We start from the raw sequence: 17,742 nt of genomic DNA, 5'->3' as shown, positions 1-17,742 counted from the left end.
GCAGATTGCGAGGCTAGGATCAACCCTAGCACCCAGTTTGCACGTCCAGCGTGGGTGGCTAGGGTTTTCGCGTTCTGTTTTCCTCAAACCCACCCCTGCCTTTCCCAAGAAGGGATGGCGGCGAATGGTTTGTTTTCTGCAAACGCAAAAAAGGAAACAGAACCGATGTTGCAATATCTTGAATCACCGGGCGCAGGGGCTGCGTCCGGCAGTGCGTCCAGCCTGCCGCCGTCAGCCAGCAGCCCCCGCCCCCCTCGACCCGAAAAAGTCCGCCATCTGCTCTACGGCAGCCTACCTGCCCTAGACCGGACGATCAAACGCCTCCATGCCCTGGGCTATGCCGAGCCCAACGATTGGAGCAACCCCATACCTGTACCCCCCAACCCTGCCGAGGCAGGGCAAGGGAACCCGGTCGAGATCTGGATGGTGATTTTGACGAAGACCGTACTACTGGCTTAGCCCTAAACCACTCGAATTGCGATCGCAGCAGGCAGTCTATCAAGTTAACGATGACAGGCTGACAACAGGGGTTACGGTTTGCAAGTTAAGGTTTACGGCTGGCCGTGCACCGTAGACCGTAAACCGTGAACCCCAGATACAGCTTTCATTATGATCAGATTGACTGAGCACATTTATGGCACCTCTGCCACCACCGTTTTCTTCGGAAACCAGTGCTTCAGCTGCACTGCTGCCAGGGCGGTGACTAGGGTCCCGGTTGCGATCGCCACAATATACAGCCCCACATTCTCCACCGCATTGGGAATCGCCAGCACAAACACACCGCCATGGGGGGCGCGCAGGGTGCAACCAAAGACCATCGACAGGGCCCCAGCCACCGCTGAGCCGACAATGCAGGCGGGTAAAATCCGCAAAGGATCGTTGGCGGCAAAGGGAATCGCCCCTTCCGTAATAAAGGAAATCCCCAACACTGAGGCCACCTTGCCCGCCTCTTGCTCAGCCTGGTTAAAGTACTGCTTCGATACAAACGTGGCCAGGGCCAACCCCAGGGGCGGGGTCATTCCCGCCGCCATCACCGCCGCCATGGGGGCATAGATATCGGTGGCCAACAGCCCCACGGCAAAGGTGTAGGCCGCCTTGTTTACCGGGCCGCCCATATCCACCGCCATCATCCCCCCCAAAATCAGCCCCAGCAGCAGGGCATTGGTCCCCGTCAACCCTTCCAGGTAGGTGGCCAGTCCCTCCATAATCAGTCGCACCGGAGTACCAAACACGTACACCAGCAGCAGCCCCACCACCAGGGTTGCCAGCAGGGGAATCACCAGCACCGGCTTTAGCCCCTCAAAGTTGGCGGGCAGGTTCACCTTGTCGCGAATAAACTTGGCCACATAACCGGCCAGAAAACCCGACAAAATCCCGCCGAGGAAGCCCATGTCCAGATTGGCCGCGAGCAGTCCCCCAATTAACCCAGGGGCTAGGCCGGGGCGATCGGCAATGGAAAAGGCAATATAGCCAGACAGCACCGGCACAATCAGGGCAAAGGCGGCCCCACCGCCAATCTGCATCAGCGCATCCCCCAGGGTGCCGGGTTCGGGGTCAATGCCAAACACAAAGGAAAGGGCAATGAGCAACCCCCCGGCCACAATCACGGGCAGCATGTAACTGACTCCGGTGAGCAGGTGTTTGTAGGCGCCAGAGCGGCTTTCGGAGCGTTCGGCCTTGGCCCGGTTAACCTCGTCCAGGTACCCTGGGGACTGGCCATTGCCCCCACCCGCCACGGGGGCAGCCAGGGCGGCGCTTACCACCGCAGAGCCATCGTGAATAGCGGCCTTGGTGGAGGTTTGGTACAGCCGCTTGCCGTTGAATCGGGCCAGGTCCACATGGGTATCGGCAGCAATAATCACCGCATCGGCTCGGGCAATCTCGGCGTCGGTGAGCTGGTTTTTGGCCCCTACCGACCCCTGGGTTTCCACCTTGATGTCATGGCCCAGCTTGGCGGCCCCTTGCTTTAGGCCTTCAGCGGCCATAAACGTGTGGGCAATACCGGTGGGGCATGAGGTAATGCCCACAAAGAACTTGCTGGCCCCGGCAGGCTCGGCCGCGGGGGCATCCTCCGGCAGCGGGTCGTGGGGGTGGGGGGTGGTTTTGAGGTCCCCCAGATTCGGCCGCGATGTCACCAGGGCGATCGCATTTTGAATCACCATTTCCGTGTTGCGAATCGCCTCACTGGTGGAAACGGCGTAGACGGGTTTGCCTAAAAAGCGATCGCGAGCCAAAAATTCATCCGCCCCGATAATCACCACATCGGCCTGCTGAATATCCTCTGGGCTGAGGGTGATGGTGATGGGTCCAGTTTGGGCTTCGGCGATCAGGTCGTGGCCCAGGGCTTTTGCCGTTTGAGTCAGGGCCTCTGCCGCCATCTGGGTGTGGGCCTCGCCAGCGGCACTGGCGGTCACAGCAACAAGTTTGGTCATGGGTCAATCCATTGAATCAAGTCAGGGCAATCAAGGGAGAAAATCCATTGCAGAATGGAGCCACGGCGCAGCCCCACTGGCTAAACACGTGAGGCTATAGCCTCTGAACCGTGACCCGGTCACGCAGTTTGCGGATGTCATCGATGGGGGGCAGGCGGGGGCCAATCTGGGCCAGGGCGGCCATGGAAAAGGCCGTGGCCAGGGCGGCTGAATCCCGTAGGGACTGACCACTGATTAAGCCCGCCACCGTTCCTGCCACCATGGCATCCCCAGCCCCGACGGTACTTTTCACCGCAATCTCCGGCGGCTGGGCATGGACAGCCCGGTCTTGGTCGACAAAAATGGCTCCTTCGGCTCCCAGGGACACCACCACATGGGGAATGCCGCTGGCAATCAACTCCCGAGCGGCGGCTACAATCTCGTCCCAGCTCGATAAGCGGGTATGGAGATAGTCTTCCAGTTCCCGCTGGTTGGGCTTAATCAAGTCGGGCTTGGCGGCCAGCCCCTGGGTCAGGGGGGCGCCACTGGTGTCTAGCACGACGGTTTTCCCCAGGGCTTTGAGATCCCGAATCAGCTCGGCGTAGAGGCTGTCGGCTACCCCTGTGGGCACACTACCGGACAAAATAAACCAACCGCAGGTTTTAGCCAGGCTGGTTACGGTTTGCCTCAGTTGGGAAATGGCAGCGGCACCGGGAACTAGCCCGGGGGCATTGATGTCGGTGACCTGGTTTTGGACGTCGTCCACCAGCTTCAGGTTGACCCGGGTGGCACCGGGTAGGCGGATAAAGTGGTCGGCAATGCCTTTTTCCAGAAACAGCCTGTCAAAGGGGGTGGCGTTGTCACGGCCTAAAAACCCGGTGACGCTGATCTGGTGCCCCACCGTCGCTAAAAAGGAGGCGACATTCACCCCTTTGCCGCCGGCATCGTCTTGCCACCCACTGGAGCGGTTGACAGCGTTGGGCTGAAAATTGGGCACCTCAATGGTTTGGTCGATGGCCGGATTGAGGGTGACGGTGGCAATGGGGGCCGTCATAGTTGCCGTACCTCCTCAGCGGTGCCACAGGCAAGGGCTTGCTGGGCCAGTCGCCGCAGGTTGGCCATGGAGGTGCTGCGCAGTCGGGCCTTCACCTGAGGAATACTGGGGACATCCAGGCTGAGTTCCTGCACCCCCAGGCCAGCCAGAATGCTGGCCCCCAGGGGATCGCCCGCCAGCCCCCCACAGACGCCCACCCATTTACCAGCGGTGGCGGCCCCCTGGACGGTTTGGTGAATCGCCCGCAGGACGGCGGGGTGCAGGGCATCCGCCTGTTTGGCCAGGGTGGGATGGCCCCGATCCATCGCCAGCAGGTACTGGGTCAGGTCGTTGGTGCCCACGGAAAAGAAGTCCACCTCCTGGGCAAACTCTGCGGCCAGCAGCACCGCACTGGGCACTTCCACCATCATGCCAATCTCCACTGGCGGACCCGCGATCGCATCCCGCACCGATGCCAGCACCGCTTTGGCGGCTCGCAGATCTTCCAGGGTGGCAATCATCGGAAACATCACCCGAATATAGCCCTGGTGGGCCGCCTGCAAAATTGCCCGCAACTGGGTTTCAAATAAGTCGGTGCGCTGCAGGCACAGGCGCACCCCGCGAATCCCTAAGAAAGGATTCTCTTCTGGAGGCTGGTTCAGATAGGGCACCTGCTTGTCGCCCCCGATGTCTAGGGTGCGCACAATCAGCGGTAGGCCGTTCAGGGCCTGGGTCATCTGCTGTAGAGCCCGAATTTGCTCGGTTTCACTGGGGGGAGTACTGCGGTTGAGGAAGAGAAACTCGGTGCGCAGCAGACCCACCCCTTCGGCCCCGGCTGCAATTGCCAGGGCCGCTTCCTCGGGGCCACCAATGTTGGCCACCACTTCAATCCGGTGACCGTCGGTGGTCAGGGCGGGTTGGAAGCGGCGATGGTGCTCCACATCCCGCAGGGCAGCCCGTTCCGTCTGGGCCTGCCGGGCCTGGGCGATATCGGCGGCTGTGGGCTGGGGATAGAGCTGCCCGCTGTCCCCATCTAAAATGGCCGTCTGGCCTGGGGCCAAGTCCAGAATGGCAGGGCCTGCCCCGGCCACCGCTGGAATATTCAGCGATCGGGCCATGATTGCCGTATGGGAGGTTGCCCCACCCGCTGCGGTACAGAACCCCAAAATCCGCTCTGGATCGAGCCCGGCGGTGTCGGAGGGGGCCAGGTCATCGGCCAGCAAAATCACGGGATGGTCGGGCAGCTGTTGGTCGGTGCCTGCCGGGGCCACCAGGGCCGTTAGCACCCGCTGGCCCACGTCCCGGACGTCCGCCGCCCGCCCTGACAGCACCGGATCGGCCAGGGCCTCTAGCTCTTGGGCTCGCGCTTCGATGGTTTGCTGCCAAGCCCAGGGGGCGCTGTGGTGGGGGGGAATGCGATCGAGGGCCGCCTGTTGCAGCTCTGGGTCGGCCAAAAACTGACGGTGGGCCTGAAAAATCGCCGCTTCCGCCTGGCCCGATCGGGCTTTGACGGTGGTGTAGAGGTCGGCCAGGGCCTGATCGGCCGTGGCGATCGCTGCCTGCAGCCGCCCCTGCTCCGCCTCAGGATCGCTGGCTGTCTTGGCAAAGTCCAGTTGGGTCCGCCGAAAATGATGCAAAGGGGCGATCGCCAACCCTGGGGAGGCCGCCACCCCGGCGATCCCCTGGCTCCCCAGGGTCAGGGGTGGCACTTCTGGAATCACCCAGGTCGCCTCTGCCGCCTCTTCTTCCAGGCCTGCTGCCACCGCCTGCTGCAGGGCCGTCAAGGCCTGGGCCGCATCTTGCCCCCTGGTCATCAGCCGCACCTGGGCATCTTTCTCGACCCCCAGCTTCAGCAGCGACATCAGACTTTTGCCATTGGCCACCTGGTCGCCATAGCGCACCTGCACCTCGGCCTGAAAGGATTTGGCCACATCGGCAAAGACGCTGGCTGGTCGGGCATGTAGGCCGGTGGGGGCATCGATAATCACATCGGCGTAGTGATCAAACCCGTCAGTATCTGGGGCCGACGCCGGCGGGGCGGGGCGGCCCTGCCCCATCAACTGATCAATAATCAGCTGGGGATCGTCGGTGGTCACCAGCCGCTCCACCGTGGCCGGATCGTCCAGCACATGGGTGAGGTTGGTGAGAATCTGCAAGTGCTCGTCTGACTTGGCGGCGATCGCCACCACCAGCCGCACCGTTTCCCCTGGGTTCCAGTCCACCCCGGCGGGTAACTGCACCACTGCAATCCCTGTGGACAAGATCAGCTCTCGCTGCTGGGGCTGGCCATGGGGAATGGCAATGCCGTTGCCTAAATAGGTATTCGCCTGGGCTTCCCGGGCTAACATGCTCTCCACATAGCCCGGTTGGATGTGACCCGTGGCCAACAGTCGCTCCCCCGCCAGGCGAATGGCTTCAGGTTTACTGTGGGCCCTGGCCTTAAGCTGAATATCCCCCGGCGTCAGGTTAATCATGCCATGCTCTCTACGGTAGGTTTCGGCGGGGTGGGTTCCCGGCCTTGGGCCAAAGCTCCTCTTAAAAAGGTGGTTAGTGACCCCGTATCTACGATTGTTCAAGACCAGGGACCCGCCAGGGCGGCTTTGTCATATTCCTTAGCCATTGCTTAAAGATTTTTATTCCTCTATAGTCCTGGGCAAATCTGTTGCGATGGGGCGGTCTGATGGTGTCAACGCTATTGGTCAAAAATATCCACACCCTGATTACCATGGATGACCAGGACCGCGAGCTGCGCGGCGGGGCCATGCTGGTGCGGGACAATGTAATTGAGCAGGTGGGCACTATCGATCAGCTACCCGCCACTGCGGATCGGGTTTTGGATTTGGGCGATCGCCACCTGGTGCTGCCAGGGCTGGTCAATACCCACCACCATTTCTTTCAAACCCTGACCCGGGTGGTGCCAGGGGCGCAAGATTCCTCCCTGTTCGACTGGTTGAGCGCCCTCTATCCCCTCTGGCAGCAGTTGACCCCGGAGGCGATTCGCCTCAGCGCCCAGGTGGCGGCGGCGGAGCTAATCTACTCCGGCTGCACCACCGCCAGCGATCACCTCTACCTGTTCCCCAATGGCTGCACCCTAGACGACGAAATTGCCGCCGTGCAGACCACTGGCCTGCGGTTCCATGCCAGTCGCGGCAGTATGAGCGTGGGTCAGAGCCAGGGGGGACTGCCCCCAGACTCCCTGGTGGAGCAGGAAGATCATATTCTCAAAGACTGCCAGCGATTGATTGAGCAGTACCACGACAATCGCCCCTATGCCATGGTGCGCATTACCCTGGCCCCCTGTTCCCCCTTTAGTGTCTCCACCGACCTGATGCGAGAATCGGCGGCGTTGGCCCGGTCATACCCTGGGGTGCGGCTGCACACCCACCTGGCGGAAAATAACGCCGATGTGGACTACAGCCTCAGCCGGTTTGGGCTCACCCCTGGCGACTATGCTGCCTCGGTGGGCTGGCTCGGGGAAGATGTATGGCATGCCCATTGCGTCAAACTGGACGATCGCGCTATCCACAGCTTTGGCCAGACGGGCACCGGGGTAGCTCACTGCCCCTGCAGCAATATGCGCCTGGCCAGCGGCATGGCCCCCATCCGTGCCATGTTGGACTGTGGGGTGCCGGTGGGCCTGGGGGTCGATGGGTCGGCCTCGAATGATGGCAGTCATTTACTGGCAGAGGCGCGCCAGGCGTTTTTGATGGCCCGGGTGCGGGAGGAAACCGCCTCGGCCCTGACCGCTCGCCAGGCCCTAGGGATCGCCACCCGAGGAGGCGCTAGGGTTCTTGGTCGTCAGGATATTGGCCAGTTAGCCCCAGGCATGGCCGCCGACTTTGTTGCCCTTGATCTGGATCGGCTGGGCCTGTCGGGTACAGTGTTTGACCCGGTAGCAGCCCTGATTTTTTGCCCCATTGACCGGGTGGACTATAGCTTTATCAACGGTCGGCAGGTGCTAGCTCCAGAGGGGCTGTTGACCCTGGATTTGCCCCAAACGGTGCAGCGCCACAGGCAGATGGCCCAGAGGTTGGCGCATCATGCCAATGGTTAGCTAAGGCGACCAGGGAATATATCTCACAATAACCTCAGTACGCGATAACATTGTCCCCTCCTTGGGCTACTGTGTACACGTAAATCCCAGAACCTTTGCCGCTAGAGCTTTTCCCACCCTGCGGGAAGAGAAAGCTCTACATCCCCCAACCCCTGCTACGCGCGTCCTACGGCCTACTCCGCAGAACCCACAAGGCTTACTGCTGTTGGGTGAAACGCAGAATCACCCAACCTACGAGCGCTGTAGGATGAGTTTCCCAGAGGCTATCTCAAGCGGTAATACAAGCGGTAATAGATGTGTAGCAGTGCCTATAATAAGTCCATGGTTGGAGTGCATATGTCTACACCCTAGGCGATTGAACGCAGTGGCTGGCGTTCGTTCCCCTAAAAAGACACAGCTTGTGACTTTCCCCGCTTACCCGCTATGACGATCAGCGAAATTTTACAGGCTGGCATTGAACAGGCTCGGCTGAGCCAGTTTGAAACAGCTATTGCTTTGTTTACCCAGGCGATTAGCCTGGATCAAGCCTGTGCTAAAGCCTACTACAACCGAGGCTGCGCCTACCGGGATTGGCAACGCTACGATGCCGCCATTAACGATTTTTCAACGGCAATTCGCCTAGACTCGGCCTTTGTCAATGCCTACATCAATCGCGGCAGTGCCCATCGCCAACTGGGCAACCTGGTGGAAGCCCTGGCAGATATTGACCAGGCGATCGCTCTGAAACCGAAGGCGATCAAAGCCTATGGCAACCGGGGCCGGATCAAACTTGACCTGGAAAATTACAGCGGTGCGATCGCCGATTTCTCGGTGGTGCTAAAGCAACAACCGGAGTTCTACAAGATACTGCTGTGGCGGGGCCTAGCCTACCTGAAGCTGGGGGCCCATACGGCCCTGGCGGAACATCGGCGGGATGCCTATCAACGGGCGATCGCCGATTTGACCCAACTGCTGAAAGGCCAACCTGACCAGGCCGAGGCTTACAACTATCGGGCGGTGGCCTACTTTCAGTTGCACAACAACTACCAGGCCACCCTGGATATCAACCAGGCCCTCACCTGTCAGCCCGACTACGCCGAAGCCTACATTAACCGGGGCATGCTGCGCCACGAATTGGGGGATTTGCAAGGGGCGATTGACGATTACACAACCGTGCTGGATCTTGACCCGGCCTTGCAAGACCGCTCCTACAACCAAACCCTGGTGGGGTTAGCCCTCGACAGCCCCGAGGCCACCTTTAGCGAAGACACCCCCTTGAACCTGCGGTTTCGCCTGGCCGATCTGTACGCCAGCCGGGGGCTGTTGCGAGCCCAGGTGGGGGATCTGGAGGGGGCGATCGCTGACTATACCCTGGCCCTGCGGTTTCGGCCCGATAGCGCCCGAATTCTGGCGAACCGGGGGCGAGTGTTTAGTCGCCAAGACAACTATGAACGGGCCCTAGATGACTTTGACCGGGCGATTGAACTCAACGACCGCGATGCCCTGGCCCATTGCGATCGCGGCTATGCCCTCTATTTCCTAGAGCAGTGGCAGTTGGCCCTAGAAGATTTCGCTCAAGCCATAGACCTCAGCCCCAACCTGGCTGAAGCCTACATTGGCCGCGGCCACACCCAGATTCGTCTGGGGAAAGGGGCGAATGCCGCCATGGATGACTTTCGCAAAGCCCTGGAGCTGTCCTGGGATAGTCGCCGTTCGGAGCGATCGCGGTTGATTTGACCCCTAAGCCCCAATCTCCACTCCGTTGTATAGGCTCATCGCCTTTTCCACCCCGTCAGCTAACCCCTTTTCTATGGCCCTGACCGCCGTGTCTACCACCTCGTCCATGGTTTGCCGCTCGGCCTGGGAAAAGTTTCCCAACACATGGGAAACCACTGCGCCATCGTCCCCTTGCTTTTGGGCACTGCCAATGCCAATGCGCATACGGCAAAAGGTTTGGGTGCCTAAGTGGGCGATCGCCGACTTCATACCATTGTGCCCCCCCGCCGAGCCCGACAGCCGCAATCGTAGCCGACCAATCGGCAAATCCATGTCGTCGTACACCACCAGCACAGCCTCCACCGGCAGCTTCAGCCAATCTACCACCGCTCGAATCGATTGCCCGGACCGATTCATGTAGGTCAGGGGTTTGAGCAAATACACCCGTTGACCCGTGGCCAACCGCCCCGCCCCATATTCCCCATGGAAGCGACGTTCCTCCTTGAGGGGAATGGCCCAGCGTTTAGACAGACGATCGACCACGTCAAAGCCGATGTTATGGCGGGTGCCAGCATATTTGGGGCCAGGGTTGCCCAAGCCGACGATCAGGGCAATGGGAGAACTGTCCAATGGTTGTCCTGCGGTCATGGGTTAACGTTGTTAGGCTTGGGATTCAGATTCAACCGCCTCGGCGGCTTGGGGCGCAACTGCTTCCGGTTCAGGCTCAGTAGAGCCATCATGGTTGGCTGCTGGCTGTTCGGGGGTTGATTCGGCTTCCTGGGGGGCGATCGCTTTGGGTGGATCAGACTCTAGAGTTGCCTTCATCGGGCTGGTGACAGCCTTTTCAATCTGTTCCGCCTCTTTTTTGAACTCTTCTTCAAACTCCCGGGAGGCGTCCTGGAACCCTTTGATGGCTTTCCCCATACTGCGGCCAATTTCCGGCAGTTTTTTGGGCCCAAACACCAGTAGCGCCAGCACCATAATCAGTGCCATTTCGGGTAGACCGATGCCAAAAACATTCATATCCCACAACTCCTATCTGTATCACCGCTACTGCTGACCCTTGCCATGGATAGCGCTTAACAGCCCAGGGGCAATTCCCCTGAACCTCCCCCAGTGTAGATCGTCCGGCGAAGGGAAAAACAGACCTCCCTTTGGATCCCACAAATCGAATCCCATAAAAATAGGGCTGAAGCAGAGGAAGCCGCCCCAACCCTATTGATGCTGAGCTTGATTCGTTAACCAATTACAGACCGATGCTGCGCCAGTCAACGTCAAAGCTTTCCAAAACGATGGAGGAATTGTAGAGCTGAAGAATAATCAGCAAAAACACGAAAAACAGGCCAATAAACACTGCCATCAACGGCGTTGTTCCCCACCCTGGGGAGACTTTGCCGTACTCAGAATTTAAAGGCTTTAGAACATCTCCCAACCAAGTCCGTTGTGCCATGGATCCTTCCACAATCAACACTTTATAGTTCGTAATATTATAAGATGGAAGGGTTTCCCATTCTCATAAAGTTTATGGAACCTGCAACAGTTCTTATCATTTCCGTCGGTGCGATTCTGGTAGGCGTGACCGCCTTCGCTATCTACACCTCCTTTGGCCCCCCATCTAAGCAACTGGCTGACCCCTTTGATGACCACGAAGATTAGGACGTGGGGCTGGTTTTCGTGGCCAGAAGCCAGGAGTCAGGATTTAAGGAGATTTCTGAGAAAGATAATCCCGCTTGTTGTCAGCAATCGTGGCTTTCGTAGGGTGGGCATCGCCCACCACTCAGTAGAAAGTTCCCTAGAAGTCACCTAAGGGCAACCTGGCTTCTGACCCCTGACCCCTAACTTGTACCAAGTCCAGACATGGAGTTCTGCCTGTGGGAAAACTCCATGTCTGAACTTCCGATCTGGTTTAGTAGTCGAAGTCACCCCCCATGCCAGCGCCAGCCCCTGCCGCCGGGGCTTTGGGCTCGGGCTTGTCGACCACAATACACTCGGTGGTCAACACCATGGAGGCAATGGAGGCCGCGTTCTGTAGGGCAGAGCGAGTCACCTTGGCCGGGTCAACAATGCCCCCATCGAACATGTCTACGAACCGGTTTTGGGCGGCATCGTAGCCAATGGTGAAGTCTTTTTCCTTCACTTGCTCCACAATCACGGCACCGTTAAAGCCCGCGTTCTCCGCAATGCGGCTGAGGGGGGCGGTGAGGGCCCGGGTGACGATTTGAGCCCCCAACAACTCTTCGCCGGAGAGGGTCTCGCTGGCCCAGGTTTCCAGTTGGGGGGCCAGGTGGGCCAGGGTGGTGCCACCGCCAGGGACAATGCCCTCTTCCACAGCGGCCTTGGTGGCGTTGATCGCGTCTTCCAAGCGCAGTTTGCGGTCCTTCATTTCGGTTTCGGTGGCGGCCCCGACTTTCACCACGGCCACCCCACCAGAAAGCTTAGCCAGCCGCTCTTGCAGCTTTTCTTTGTCGTAGCTGGAATCGGTCTCTTCGATTTGACGCCGAATCTGCTCACAGCGGGCTTTCACCTGTTGCTCGTTGCCATCTGCCACGATGGTGGTGGTGTCTTTGGTGATGGTAAGGCGACGGGCTTGCCCCAGCATGTCCACCTTGACGTTTTCCAGCTTCAGGCCGGTGTCTTCGCTGATCACCTGACCGCCGGTCAGTACCGCGATGTCTTCTAGCATAGCTTTGCGGCGATCGCCGAAGCCAGGGGCCTTCACAGCGGCCACATTCAGTACGCCCCGCATCCGGTTCACCACCAGGGTAGCCAGGGCTTCTTTCTCGATGTCTTCAGCGATGATCATCAGGGGCTTGCCGGAACGGGCCACCTGCTCCAGCACAGGCACCAGGTCCTGCACCAGGGTGATTTTCTTGTCGGTGAGCAGGATGTAGGGCTCGTCCAGCACCGCTTCCATGCGCTCGGTGTCGGTGACAAAGTAGGGGGAGAGGTAGCCCTTGTCGAAGCGCATCCCTTCAGTGACCTCCAGTTCGGTAATCATGGACTTGCCTTCTTCCAGGGAGATCACCCCTTCGCGGCCCACTTTGTCCATGGCGTCGGCGATCATTTGACCGACTTCGTCGTCGTTACCGGCGGAGATGGCTCCCACCTGGGCGATGGACTTAGAGTCGCCCACGGGCCGGGCATGCTCGGCAATTTTGTCCACCAGGAAAGCGGTGGCTTTGTCGATGCCGCGCTTCAGGGAAATAGCGTTGGCCCCGGCAGCGACGTTGCGTAGCCCTTCTTTCACAATGGCGTGACCCAGCACGGTGGCGGTGGTGGTACCGTCCCCAGCGGCGTCGTTGGTCTTAGAAGCGGCCTGACGCAGTAGGGAAACGGCAGTATTTTCAATGTGGTCTTCTAGCTCAATTTCCTTGGCGATGGTGATGCCGTCGTTGATGATTTGGGGCGCACCGTACTTTTTCTCGAGCACCACGTTGCGACCTTTGGGGCCGAGGGTGACGGCGACAGCTTCAGACAGCATGTCAAAGCCGCGCTCTAGGGCGCGACGGGCATCTTCGTTGTAGGTAATTGACTTAGCCATGGATGAGTAATCCTCCCAACAAATGGTGAATGTTGAACTAACTGCGTTGCATTCGGAAGGGTGAGATGGCCTCCGTTGTGGGAGCCCTCAGTGGTGCATCGCTGCGCGGATGCACCCTACGGGTTGATCGGCGATCGCCCAGATTTTACCCACCCCATCCCCTCCCAGGAGGGGATGGCGGCACAGTGGGCCAAAATCCAAAATCGCCAATCCAAAACCCAAAATTCCCTAGCCCAAGGCGGCGAGAACGTCAGACTCCCGCAGCAGCACATACTCGTCGGTGCCCAGTTTGATGTCGGTACCGGCGTACTTGGAGTAGAGCACCTTGTCGCCGACTTTAACTTCCATCGTTTGGTAAGAGCCGTCATCGTTGCGCTTGCCGGGGCCAATCTGCACCACTTCACCCACCTGGGGCTTTTCTTTGGCGGTGTCGGGTAGCAAAATGCCGCCAGCAGTTTTTTCTTCGGCTTCGCTGACCTTAACCAGGATGCGATCGCCCAGGGGTTTAACCGTTGACACACTGAGGGTGACAGCTGCCATGATGTACCTCCAAATGTTCCGAATAAATAATATAGGGTTGAGGGGAGGGAAGCGGTTTTAGCACTCTCGCTTCCTGAGTGCTAATGTAGCCGCCCAAATATCGATTAGACAATTCTTTTGGAGGTGCGGTTTGCCGAACTTCCAGGCTGAGCAAGCCGATGTGTGAAAGGACATTAGTCGAAATGATCCGGCCGGGGATTGGAGTTAAGCACTCAATCACAGCAAAATCGCTGCGAGGGTGTTCCTGTCATCTATAGTTGGTGTCAATAGTCAGCAAGCAGCCTCCTGACACTGATGTACTATTGACTATGGATGTGATTGATAGCGAGGATGAAACCAACATTAACCATCGAGCAACTGTGTATTGAAGCAGCACAGTTTGCTGATTTAGAGTCCACCTACGACGAACCTACACTTTATGGGGTCACTGACGGAAAAGCTGTAGGAACCTACCTTGAGCAAAAGTTTTCAGCGTACTTGAACGAGACCTATGACTGTCAATCAGGAAATTCAGCCTCGGGCATCGATTTTCCCGGTCTTGAGGTTGATATAAAGGTGACTAGTTTGAAACAGCCTCAATCGTCGTGTCCCTTCAAGTCTGCTGCCCAAAAAGTCTTCGGCCTAGGATATCATCTTCTAATTTTTGTCTACGACAAATATGATGATCCAAGTCGCAGAACTGGAAGATTGAATATGCAGCATACTATTTTTGTAGACAAAGATAGAACTGCGGACTTCCAAACAACTACGGGTATCTTAGATATCTTAAGTCGTGATGGGAATAAAGACGACATCCTTGCTTTTTTAGAAGATAGAAACCTGCCGGTCGATGACATAGGGGCAGACCAACTGGCTGATAGAATCTTGGATTCACCTCCAAATCAGGGTTATTTGACGATTTCAAATGCTCTTCAATGGAGATTACAGTATAGGCGTGTCATCCAGCAAGCAGGCAATATTTCAGGGGTAATTAGAGTTCGATAATGGCTAAGTCGTTAGATAAATGGCAGTTTGGTGATTTTCAGACACCTGATGAACTTGCGAACCTCGCAATCAGAGTTCTGAAGAAAAGGCATGACTTAAATCCTGACATAATAATAGAACCAACCTGTGGAAAAGGAGCTTTCCTTAGAGCATCTTTACATGAATTCAAGTATTCAAAAGTTGTAGGATTCGATATCAATGAAGAATATGTCGAAGAAGCAAGAAAGTCCTTGTCAAGAAAATTTGAATCAAATAATGTTGATATTTATGTGGAAGACTTTTTTGGTATGAATTGGGGTTCCTTTCTCGCCAGTTCTCCGGGCTATATTTTGATAGTGGGAAATCCTCCCTGGGTTACCAGTAGTGAGTTAAGTATCCTCAACAGTAAAAACCTGCCTTCGAAGTCAAACTTTCAAAGCCGTCGAGGCATCGAAGCCATAACAGGATCAAGTAATTTTGATATCTCGGAGTGGATGTTGTTGCAACATATTGAATGGCTTTCAAAGAGAGAAGGGACTATAGCCTTATTATGTAAACATTCAGTTGCCCGTAAAGTTATTCAGCAAGCAAGGGTAAAATTAGGCAATAGATTTTCTGTTTCAATTTACTTGATTGACACGAAAGCTTTCTTTGGAGCTTCAGTTGAAGCATGCTTTTTCGTTTTATCTACAAATAACAATTCATCTGTGAATAAAAGTCCTAGCTCTGATTGCAAGGTCTACAGAGATCTAGAATCGAATCAGATACTATATGTGATCGGTGAGAGGGATGGACTAATTCTAAAAGATACTAAAAAGTATGAAAAGTGGAAACATTTATCAGGCCAGAACTTGAAATATATCTGGCGTTCTGGAATTAAACATGATTGTTCAAAAGTCATGGAACTTGAACAGGTTGAAGATGGGTTCTTCTTAAATGGAATGCGGCGAAAATATTTTCTTGAAAAAGAGTATATTTATCCTCTGTTAAAGAGCTCAGATATCGGCAATGCCAGAATTGAAAGCTGCCGAAAATTTGTTCTAGTTACACAGAGGTTAGTAGGCGAAGATACGGGCATCATCAAAGATAAAGCGCCTAACACGTGGCAATACCTGCTTGAACATGATGAGTTGCTCAAAAAAAGAAAAAGTTCAATATATAAAAACAAGCCACCATATTCTATATTTGGTGTAGGAGATTATTCCTTTAAAAAATGGAAGGTCGCTATATCTTCACTCTATAAGAAGCTTGACTTCTACCTTGTCGGGCCTATTGAAAATAAGCCAGTCATGCTGGATGATACTGTTAATTTCCTGTCCTTTGAAACAGAAAAAGAGGCTGAGTTTGTGCATGGCATTTTAACTTCGAAGCAGTCTCTTGAATTTCTCGATTCTATGATATTTTGGGATAACAAAAGGCCTATCACTATAGAAATTTTGAAGCGACTTTCTCTGCACTCTGTTGCTAAAGAGCTGGATCTTTTGCAGGAGTATCTTGAGTTGGCTAAAGCTACGCGAGTTGGTTCTGGTGGGCAGTTAGAATTGGGGTTGGCGGAGCAGTCCTCTAGTTACCGGGTATAGGCAGAGGTCTGAACCTATATTATATTCGTGTTGATGGTACAAAGGTTTTTGGTGGGTGCTTAAAACTATCAGCCATCACCCAGATGGACTGTTTGATGTGGCAGTGACGGCCGAAGCCAACCAGCCAGAGTTATAGTTCTAGGGTTTGTGACAGCGTGCCAGCTTAGTGTTTAGTTATTTTTCCCATGGCCACTCAGCAGAGTCTTTTTAACCAGTTACAGCAGCTTGATGGCCAAAGTTATGGGGCCTACAAGTCTCTGAAAGGGGCCTATGATTTTGCCGACTTTACCCTGCACATTGACCATGTGCAGGGGGACCCGTTTGCCGCTCCTAGTCGGGTGCGGGTGGTGGTGCCCCAGGCCATAGCCGGGTTTCCGCCTGAGGCATGGAATTCCCCCTGCCGGGCGATCGCCCTGGCTGACTACCTAACCCGTGAATTTCACCAGGTGGCTGGGAGTAGTCAGCGCAAGTCGGGCTCTGGGAAAAGCGGGCTGATTAGTATTGTGCGCCCCAGTCAGGCGATGTTGGCCCGCAGTGCGGCTCGGGTCACGGCTGAGGCTGTAGAACTGAGGTTTAGTGTGGGGTTACCAGCCTTTGGCCGCCGGATTGCTGGCCGCCAGGCGGCTGATTTGCTGTGCAACACTGTGCCCGACCTGGTAGACCAGACCCTGTACTACGACGCCCTGGATCCGACCAGCCTGTCCCAGCATGGACAGACGGCTGAGGATGCAGAAGCCCTGCGATCGCAGCTTGCCGCCCAAAACCTGGTGGCCTTTGTGGCCGATGGGGCGGTTTTGCCCCGCCGCAGTGGGGTGGATGAGCGGCCCCTGGCCGATCAGGCGGTGCCGTTTCAGTCGCCCCCATCCCTGCGGGTGACCCTAAGCTGTCCCCATGCCGGAGAGGTGACGGGCATGGGCATTCCCCGGGGCATTACCCTGATTGTGGGGGGTGGCTACCACGGTAAGTCCACTTTGTTGCGGGCGATCGCCACCGGAATTTATAACCATATCCCTGGAGATGGCCGCCACCAGGTGGTAACGGACCCCACTGCGGTCAAGGTCAGGGCTGAAGATGGCCGCAGCATTGCCGGGGTGAATATTTCACCGTTTATTGGCAGCCTGCCCCAGGGTAAATCCACCCAGCGGTTTTCTACCCCCAATGCCAGCGGCAGCACCTCCCAGGCGGCCAACATCATTGAATCGATTGAAGCGGGGGCGACGGCCTTATTGGTGGATGAAGACACCTCGGCCACCAACTTTATGATTCGCGATCGCCGGATGCAGGCCCTGATTGCCAAAGATCGTGAGCCCATCACCCCCTTCATCGATAAAGTGCAGCAGCTCTACACCGACTACGGCATTTCGACCGTGCTGGTGATGGGGGGCAGCGGCGACTACTTCGATGTGGCCGACACCGTGATCGCCATGGACGAGTTTTGCCCCCAGGATGTCACCGCCCAGGCTAAGGCGATCGCGGCCCAGTACCAAACCGATCGCGATCGGGAGGGGGGCGCCCAGTTTGGGGCGCTGACCCGCCGCACCATTCAACCCCAGAGCATTGACCCCAGTAAGGGAAAGCGCAGCGTCAAACTCAGAACCCGCGACGTCGATCACCTGGAAATTGGCACCGAAGCCATTGACCTATCCGCAGTGGAGCAACTGGTGGAGTCAGGACAGGTGCGGGGGATCGCCGAAGCGATTGTCTATGCCCAGAGCCACTATATGACCGCCACCACTCCCCTGGGGGCGGTGGTAGAGGCGGTGATGGCTGATGTTGAGCGCCATGGACTGGATAGCCTCACCCATTGGCCCATGGGCGATTTAGTGGTGTTTCGGGGGCTAGAATTGGCGGCGGCGATCAATCGGCTGCGATCGCTGCAGGTGAGGTCTTAAGGGCTATCGGCCCCCAGGCCTGGGTAAATAGAC

The 17,742-nt window shown here is 56.7% G+C and carries 15 protein-coding genes; 7 read left to right on the top strand and 8 right to left on the bottom strand.

The window, feature by feature from the left end:
- Positions 1 to 165 precede the first annotated feature (165 nt).
- Entirely contained in the window at positions 166 to 459 is a 294-nt protein-coding gene (locus E1H13_RS27190; protein ID WP_240966464.1) for a hypothetical protein, read from the top strand.
- A gap of 173 nt (positions 460 to 632) precedes the next feature.
- On the opposite strand, the gene E1H13_RS05305 is transcribed toward E1H13_RS27190, so the two are convergent.
- The 3 genes from E1H13_RS05305 to ptsP form a co-directional block, all read right to left on the bottom strand.
- Positions 633 to 2,432: a PTS fructose-like transporter subunit IIB gene (locus tag E1H13_RS05305; protein WP_169612361.1), complete on the bottom strand. Its 1,800-nt coding sequence runs from the start codon at positions 2,430 to 2,432 to the stop codon at positions 633 to 635.
- A 94-nt stretch (positions 2,433 to 2,526) separates the two neighbouring features.
- Positions 2,527 to 3,465, bottom strand: coding sequence for a 1-phosphofructokinase (gene pfkB / locus E1H13_RS05300; protein ID WP_169612360.1), 939 nt, complete (start codon positions 3,463 to 3,465; stop codon positions 2,527 to 2,529).
- Positions 3,462 to 5,918 (bottom strand): phosphoenolpyruvate--protein phosphotransferase, encoded by a 2,457-nt coding sequence (gene ptsP, locus E1H13_RS05295; RefSeq protein WP_169612359.1) that lies wholly within the window; start codon positions 5,916 to 5,918, stop codon positions 3,462 to 3,464. The genes pfkB and ptsP overlap by 4 nt, the downstream gene beginning before the upstream one ends.
- Positions 5,919 to 6,127: 209 nt before the next feature.
- On the opposite strand from ptsP, the gene E1H13_RS05290 reads away from it, so the two are divergent.
- The gene (locus E1H13_RS05290; protein WP_169612369.1) at positions 6,128 to 7,498 is read left to right on the top strand and encodes an 8-oxoguanine deaminase; all 1,371 of its coding nucleotides are present in this window, start codon (positions 6,128 to 6,130) and stop codon (positions 7,496 to 7,498) included.
- 423 nt (positions 7,499 to 7,921) lie between these two features.
- Positions 7,922 to 9,214 carry a tetratricopeptide repeat protein gene (locus E1H13_RS05285; protein WP_169612358.1) on the top strand — a complete coding sequence of 431 codons (1,293 nt, stop codon included), beginning with the start codon at positions 7,922 to 7,924 and terminating at the stop codon, positions 9,212 to 9,214.
- 3 nt (positions 9,215 to 9,217) lie between these two features.
- On the opposite strand, the gene pth is transcribed toward E1H13_RS05285, so the two are convergent.
- From pth to psbH, 3 genes are all read right to left on the bottom strand, one after another.
- Entirely contained in the window at positions 9,218 to 9,841 is a 624-nt protein-coding gene (gene pth, locus E1H13_RS05280) for an aminoacyl-tRNA hydrolase (protein WP_169612357.1), read from the bottom strand.
- Between the two features lie 12 nt (positions 9,842 to 9,853).
- Positions 9,854 to 10,216, bottom strand: a complete 363-nt coding sequence (locus tag E1H13_RS05275) for a TatA/E family twin arginine-targeting protein translocase (protein WP_169612356.1) — start codon at positions 10,214 to 10,216, stop codon at positions 9,854 to 9,856.
- A gap of 223 nt (positions 10,217 to 10,439) precedes the next feature.
- The gene (gene psbH / locus E1H13_RS05270) at positions 10,440 to 10,643 is read right to left on the bottom strand and encodes a photosystem II reaction center protein PsbH (RefSeq protein ID WP_169612355.1); all 204 of its coding nucleotides are present in this window, start codon (positions 10,641 to 10,643) and stop codon (positions 10,440 to 10,442) included.
- A gap of 74 nt (positions 10,644 to 10,717) precedes the next feature.
- Here psbH and psbN point away from each other — a divergent pair, with 74 nt between their 5' ends.
- Complete coding sequence (gene psbN / locus E1H13_RS05265; RefSeq protein WP_169612354.1) at positions 10,718 to 10,849, top strand: photosystem II reaction center protein PsbN; 132 nt, start codon at positions 10,718 to 10,720, stop codon at positions 10,847 to 10,849.
- 250 nt (positions 10,850 to 11,099) lie between these two features.
- Here the strand turns inward: psbN and groL are convergent, their stop codons facing one another.
- On the bottom strand, positions 11,100 to 12,734 hold the full coding sequence (groL, locus tag E1H13_RS05260) for a chaperonin GroEL (protein ID WP_169612353.1): 1,635 nt from the start codon (positions 12,732 to 12,734) through the stop codon (positions 11,100 to 11,102).
- A gap of 228 nt (positions 12,735 to 12,962) precedes the next feature.
- The gene (gene groES, locus E1H13_RS05255; protein WP_169612352.1) at positions 12,963 to 13,274 is read right to left on the bottom strand and encodes a co-chaperone GroES; all 312 of its coding nucleotides are present in this window, start codon (positions 13,272 to 13,274) and stop codon (positions 12,963 to 12,965) included.
- A 330-nt stretch (positions 13,275 to 13,604) separates the two neighbouring features.
- Between groES and E1H13_RS05250 the strand changes: the two genes are divergently transcribed.
- The 3 genes from E1H13_RS05250 to E1H13_RS05240 all read left to right on the top strand — a co-directional run bounded on the left by E1H13_RS05250 (position 13,605) and on the right by E1H13_RS05240 (position 17,709).
- Positions 13,605 to 14,258 (top strand): restriction endonuclease, encoded by a 654-nt coding sequence (locus tag E1H13_RS05250; RefSeq protein ID WP_169612351.1) that lies wholly within the window; start codon positions 13,605 to 13,607, stop codon positions 14,256 to 14,258.
- Positions 14,258 to 15,817: an N-6 DNA methylase gene (locus E1H13_RS05245; protein WP_169612350.1), complete on the top strand. Its 1,560-nt coding sequence runs from the start codon at positions 14,258 to 14,260 to the stop codon at positions 15,815 to 15,817. The genes E1H13_RS05250 and E1H13_RS05245 overlap by 1 nt, the downstream gene beginning before the upstream one ends.
- Before the next feature lie 185 nt (positions 15,818 to 16,002).
- Positions 16,003 to 17,709, top strand: a complete 1,707-nt coding sequence (locus tag E1H13_RS05240) for an ABC-ATPase domain-containing protein (RefSeq protein WP_169612349.1) — start codon at positions 16,003 to 16,005, stop codon at positions 17,707 to 17,709.
- The last annotated feature ends 33 nt before the right edge of the window (positions 17,710 to 17,742 follow it).

It is taken from the genome of Nodosilinea sp. P-1105 (genome assembly GCF_012911975.1).
In the GTDB taxonomy this organism is placed as follows: Bacteria; Cyanobacteriota; Cyanobacteriia; order Phormidesmidales; family Phormidesmidaceae; genus Nodosilinea.
This window is presented reverse-complemented; position numbering and strand designations above follow the sequence as displayed.

Excerpts from the sequence above, each read along its gene's own strand:
- E1H13_RS27190 (WP_240966464.1), top strand. The coding sequence starts at position 166 with ATGTTGCAATATCTTGAATCACCGGGCGCAGGGGCTGCGTCCGGCAGT.
- E1H13_RS05305 (WP_169612361.1), bottom strand. The coding sequence starts at position 2,432 with ATGACCAAACTTGTTGCTGTGACCGCCAGTGCCGCTGGCGAGGCCCAC.
- pfkB (WP_169612360.1), bottom strand. The coding sequence starts at position 3,465 with ATGACGGCCCCCATTGCCACCGTCACCCTCAATCCGGCCATCGACCAA.
- ptsP (WP_169612359.1), bottom strand. The coding sequence starts at position 5,918 with ATGATTAACCTGACGCCGGGGGATATTCAGCTTAAGGCCAGGGCCCAC.
- E1H13_RS05285 (WP_169612358.1), top strand. The coding sequence starts at position 7,922 with ATGACGATCAGCGAAATTTTACAGGCTGGCATTGAACAGGCTCGGCTG.
- pth (WP_169612357.1), bottom strand. The coding sequence starts at position 9,841 with ATGACCGCAGGACAACCATTGGACAGTTCTCCCATTGCCCTGATCGTC.
- E1H13_RS05275 (WP_169612356.1), bottom strand. The coding sequence starts at position 10,216 with ATGAATGTTTTTGGCATCGGTCTACCCGAAATGGCACTGATTATGGTG.
- psbH (WP_169612355.1), bottom strand. The coding sequence starts at position 10,643 with ATGGCACAACGGACTTGGTTGGGAGATGTTCTAAAGCCTTTAAATTCT.
- psbN (WP_169612354.1), top strand. The coding sequence starts at position 10,718 with ATGGAACCTGCAACAGTTCTTATCATTTCCGTCGGTGCGATTCTGGTA.
- groL (WP_169612353.1), bottom strand. The coding sequence starts at position 12,734 with ATGGCTAAGTCAATTACCTACAACGAAGATGCCCGTCGCGCCCTAGAG.
- groES (WP_169612352.1), bottom strand. The coding sequence starts at position 13,274 with ATGGCAGCTGTCACCCTCAGTGTGTCAACGGTTAAACCCCTGGGCGAT.
- E1H13_RS05250 (WP_169612351.1), top strand. The coding sequence starts at position 13,605 with ATGAAACCAACATTAACCATCGAGCAACTGTGTATTGAAGCAGCACAG.
- E1H13_RS05245 (WP_169612350.1), top strand. The coding sequence starts at position 14,258 with ATGGCTAAGTCGTTAGATAAATGGCAGTTTGGTGATTTTCAGACACCT.
- E1H13_RS05240 (WP_169612349.1), top strand. The coding sequence starts at position 16,003 with ATGGCCACTCAGCAGAGTCTTTTTAACCAGTTACAGCAGCTTGATGGC.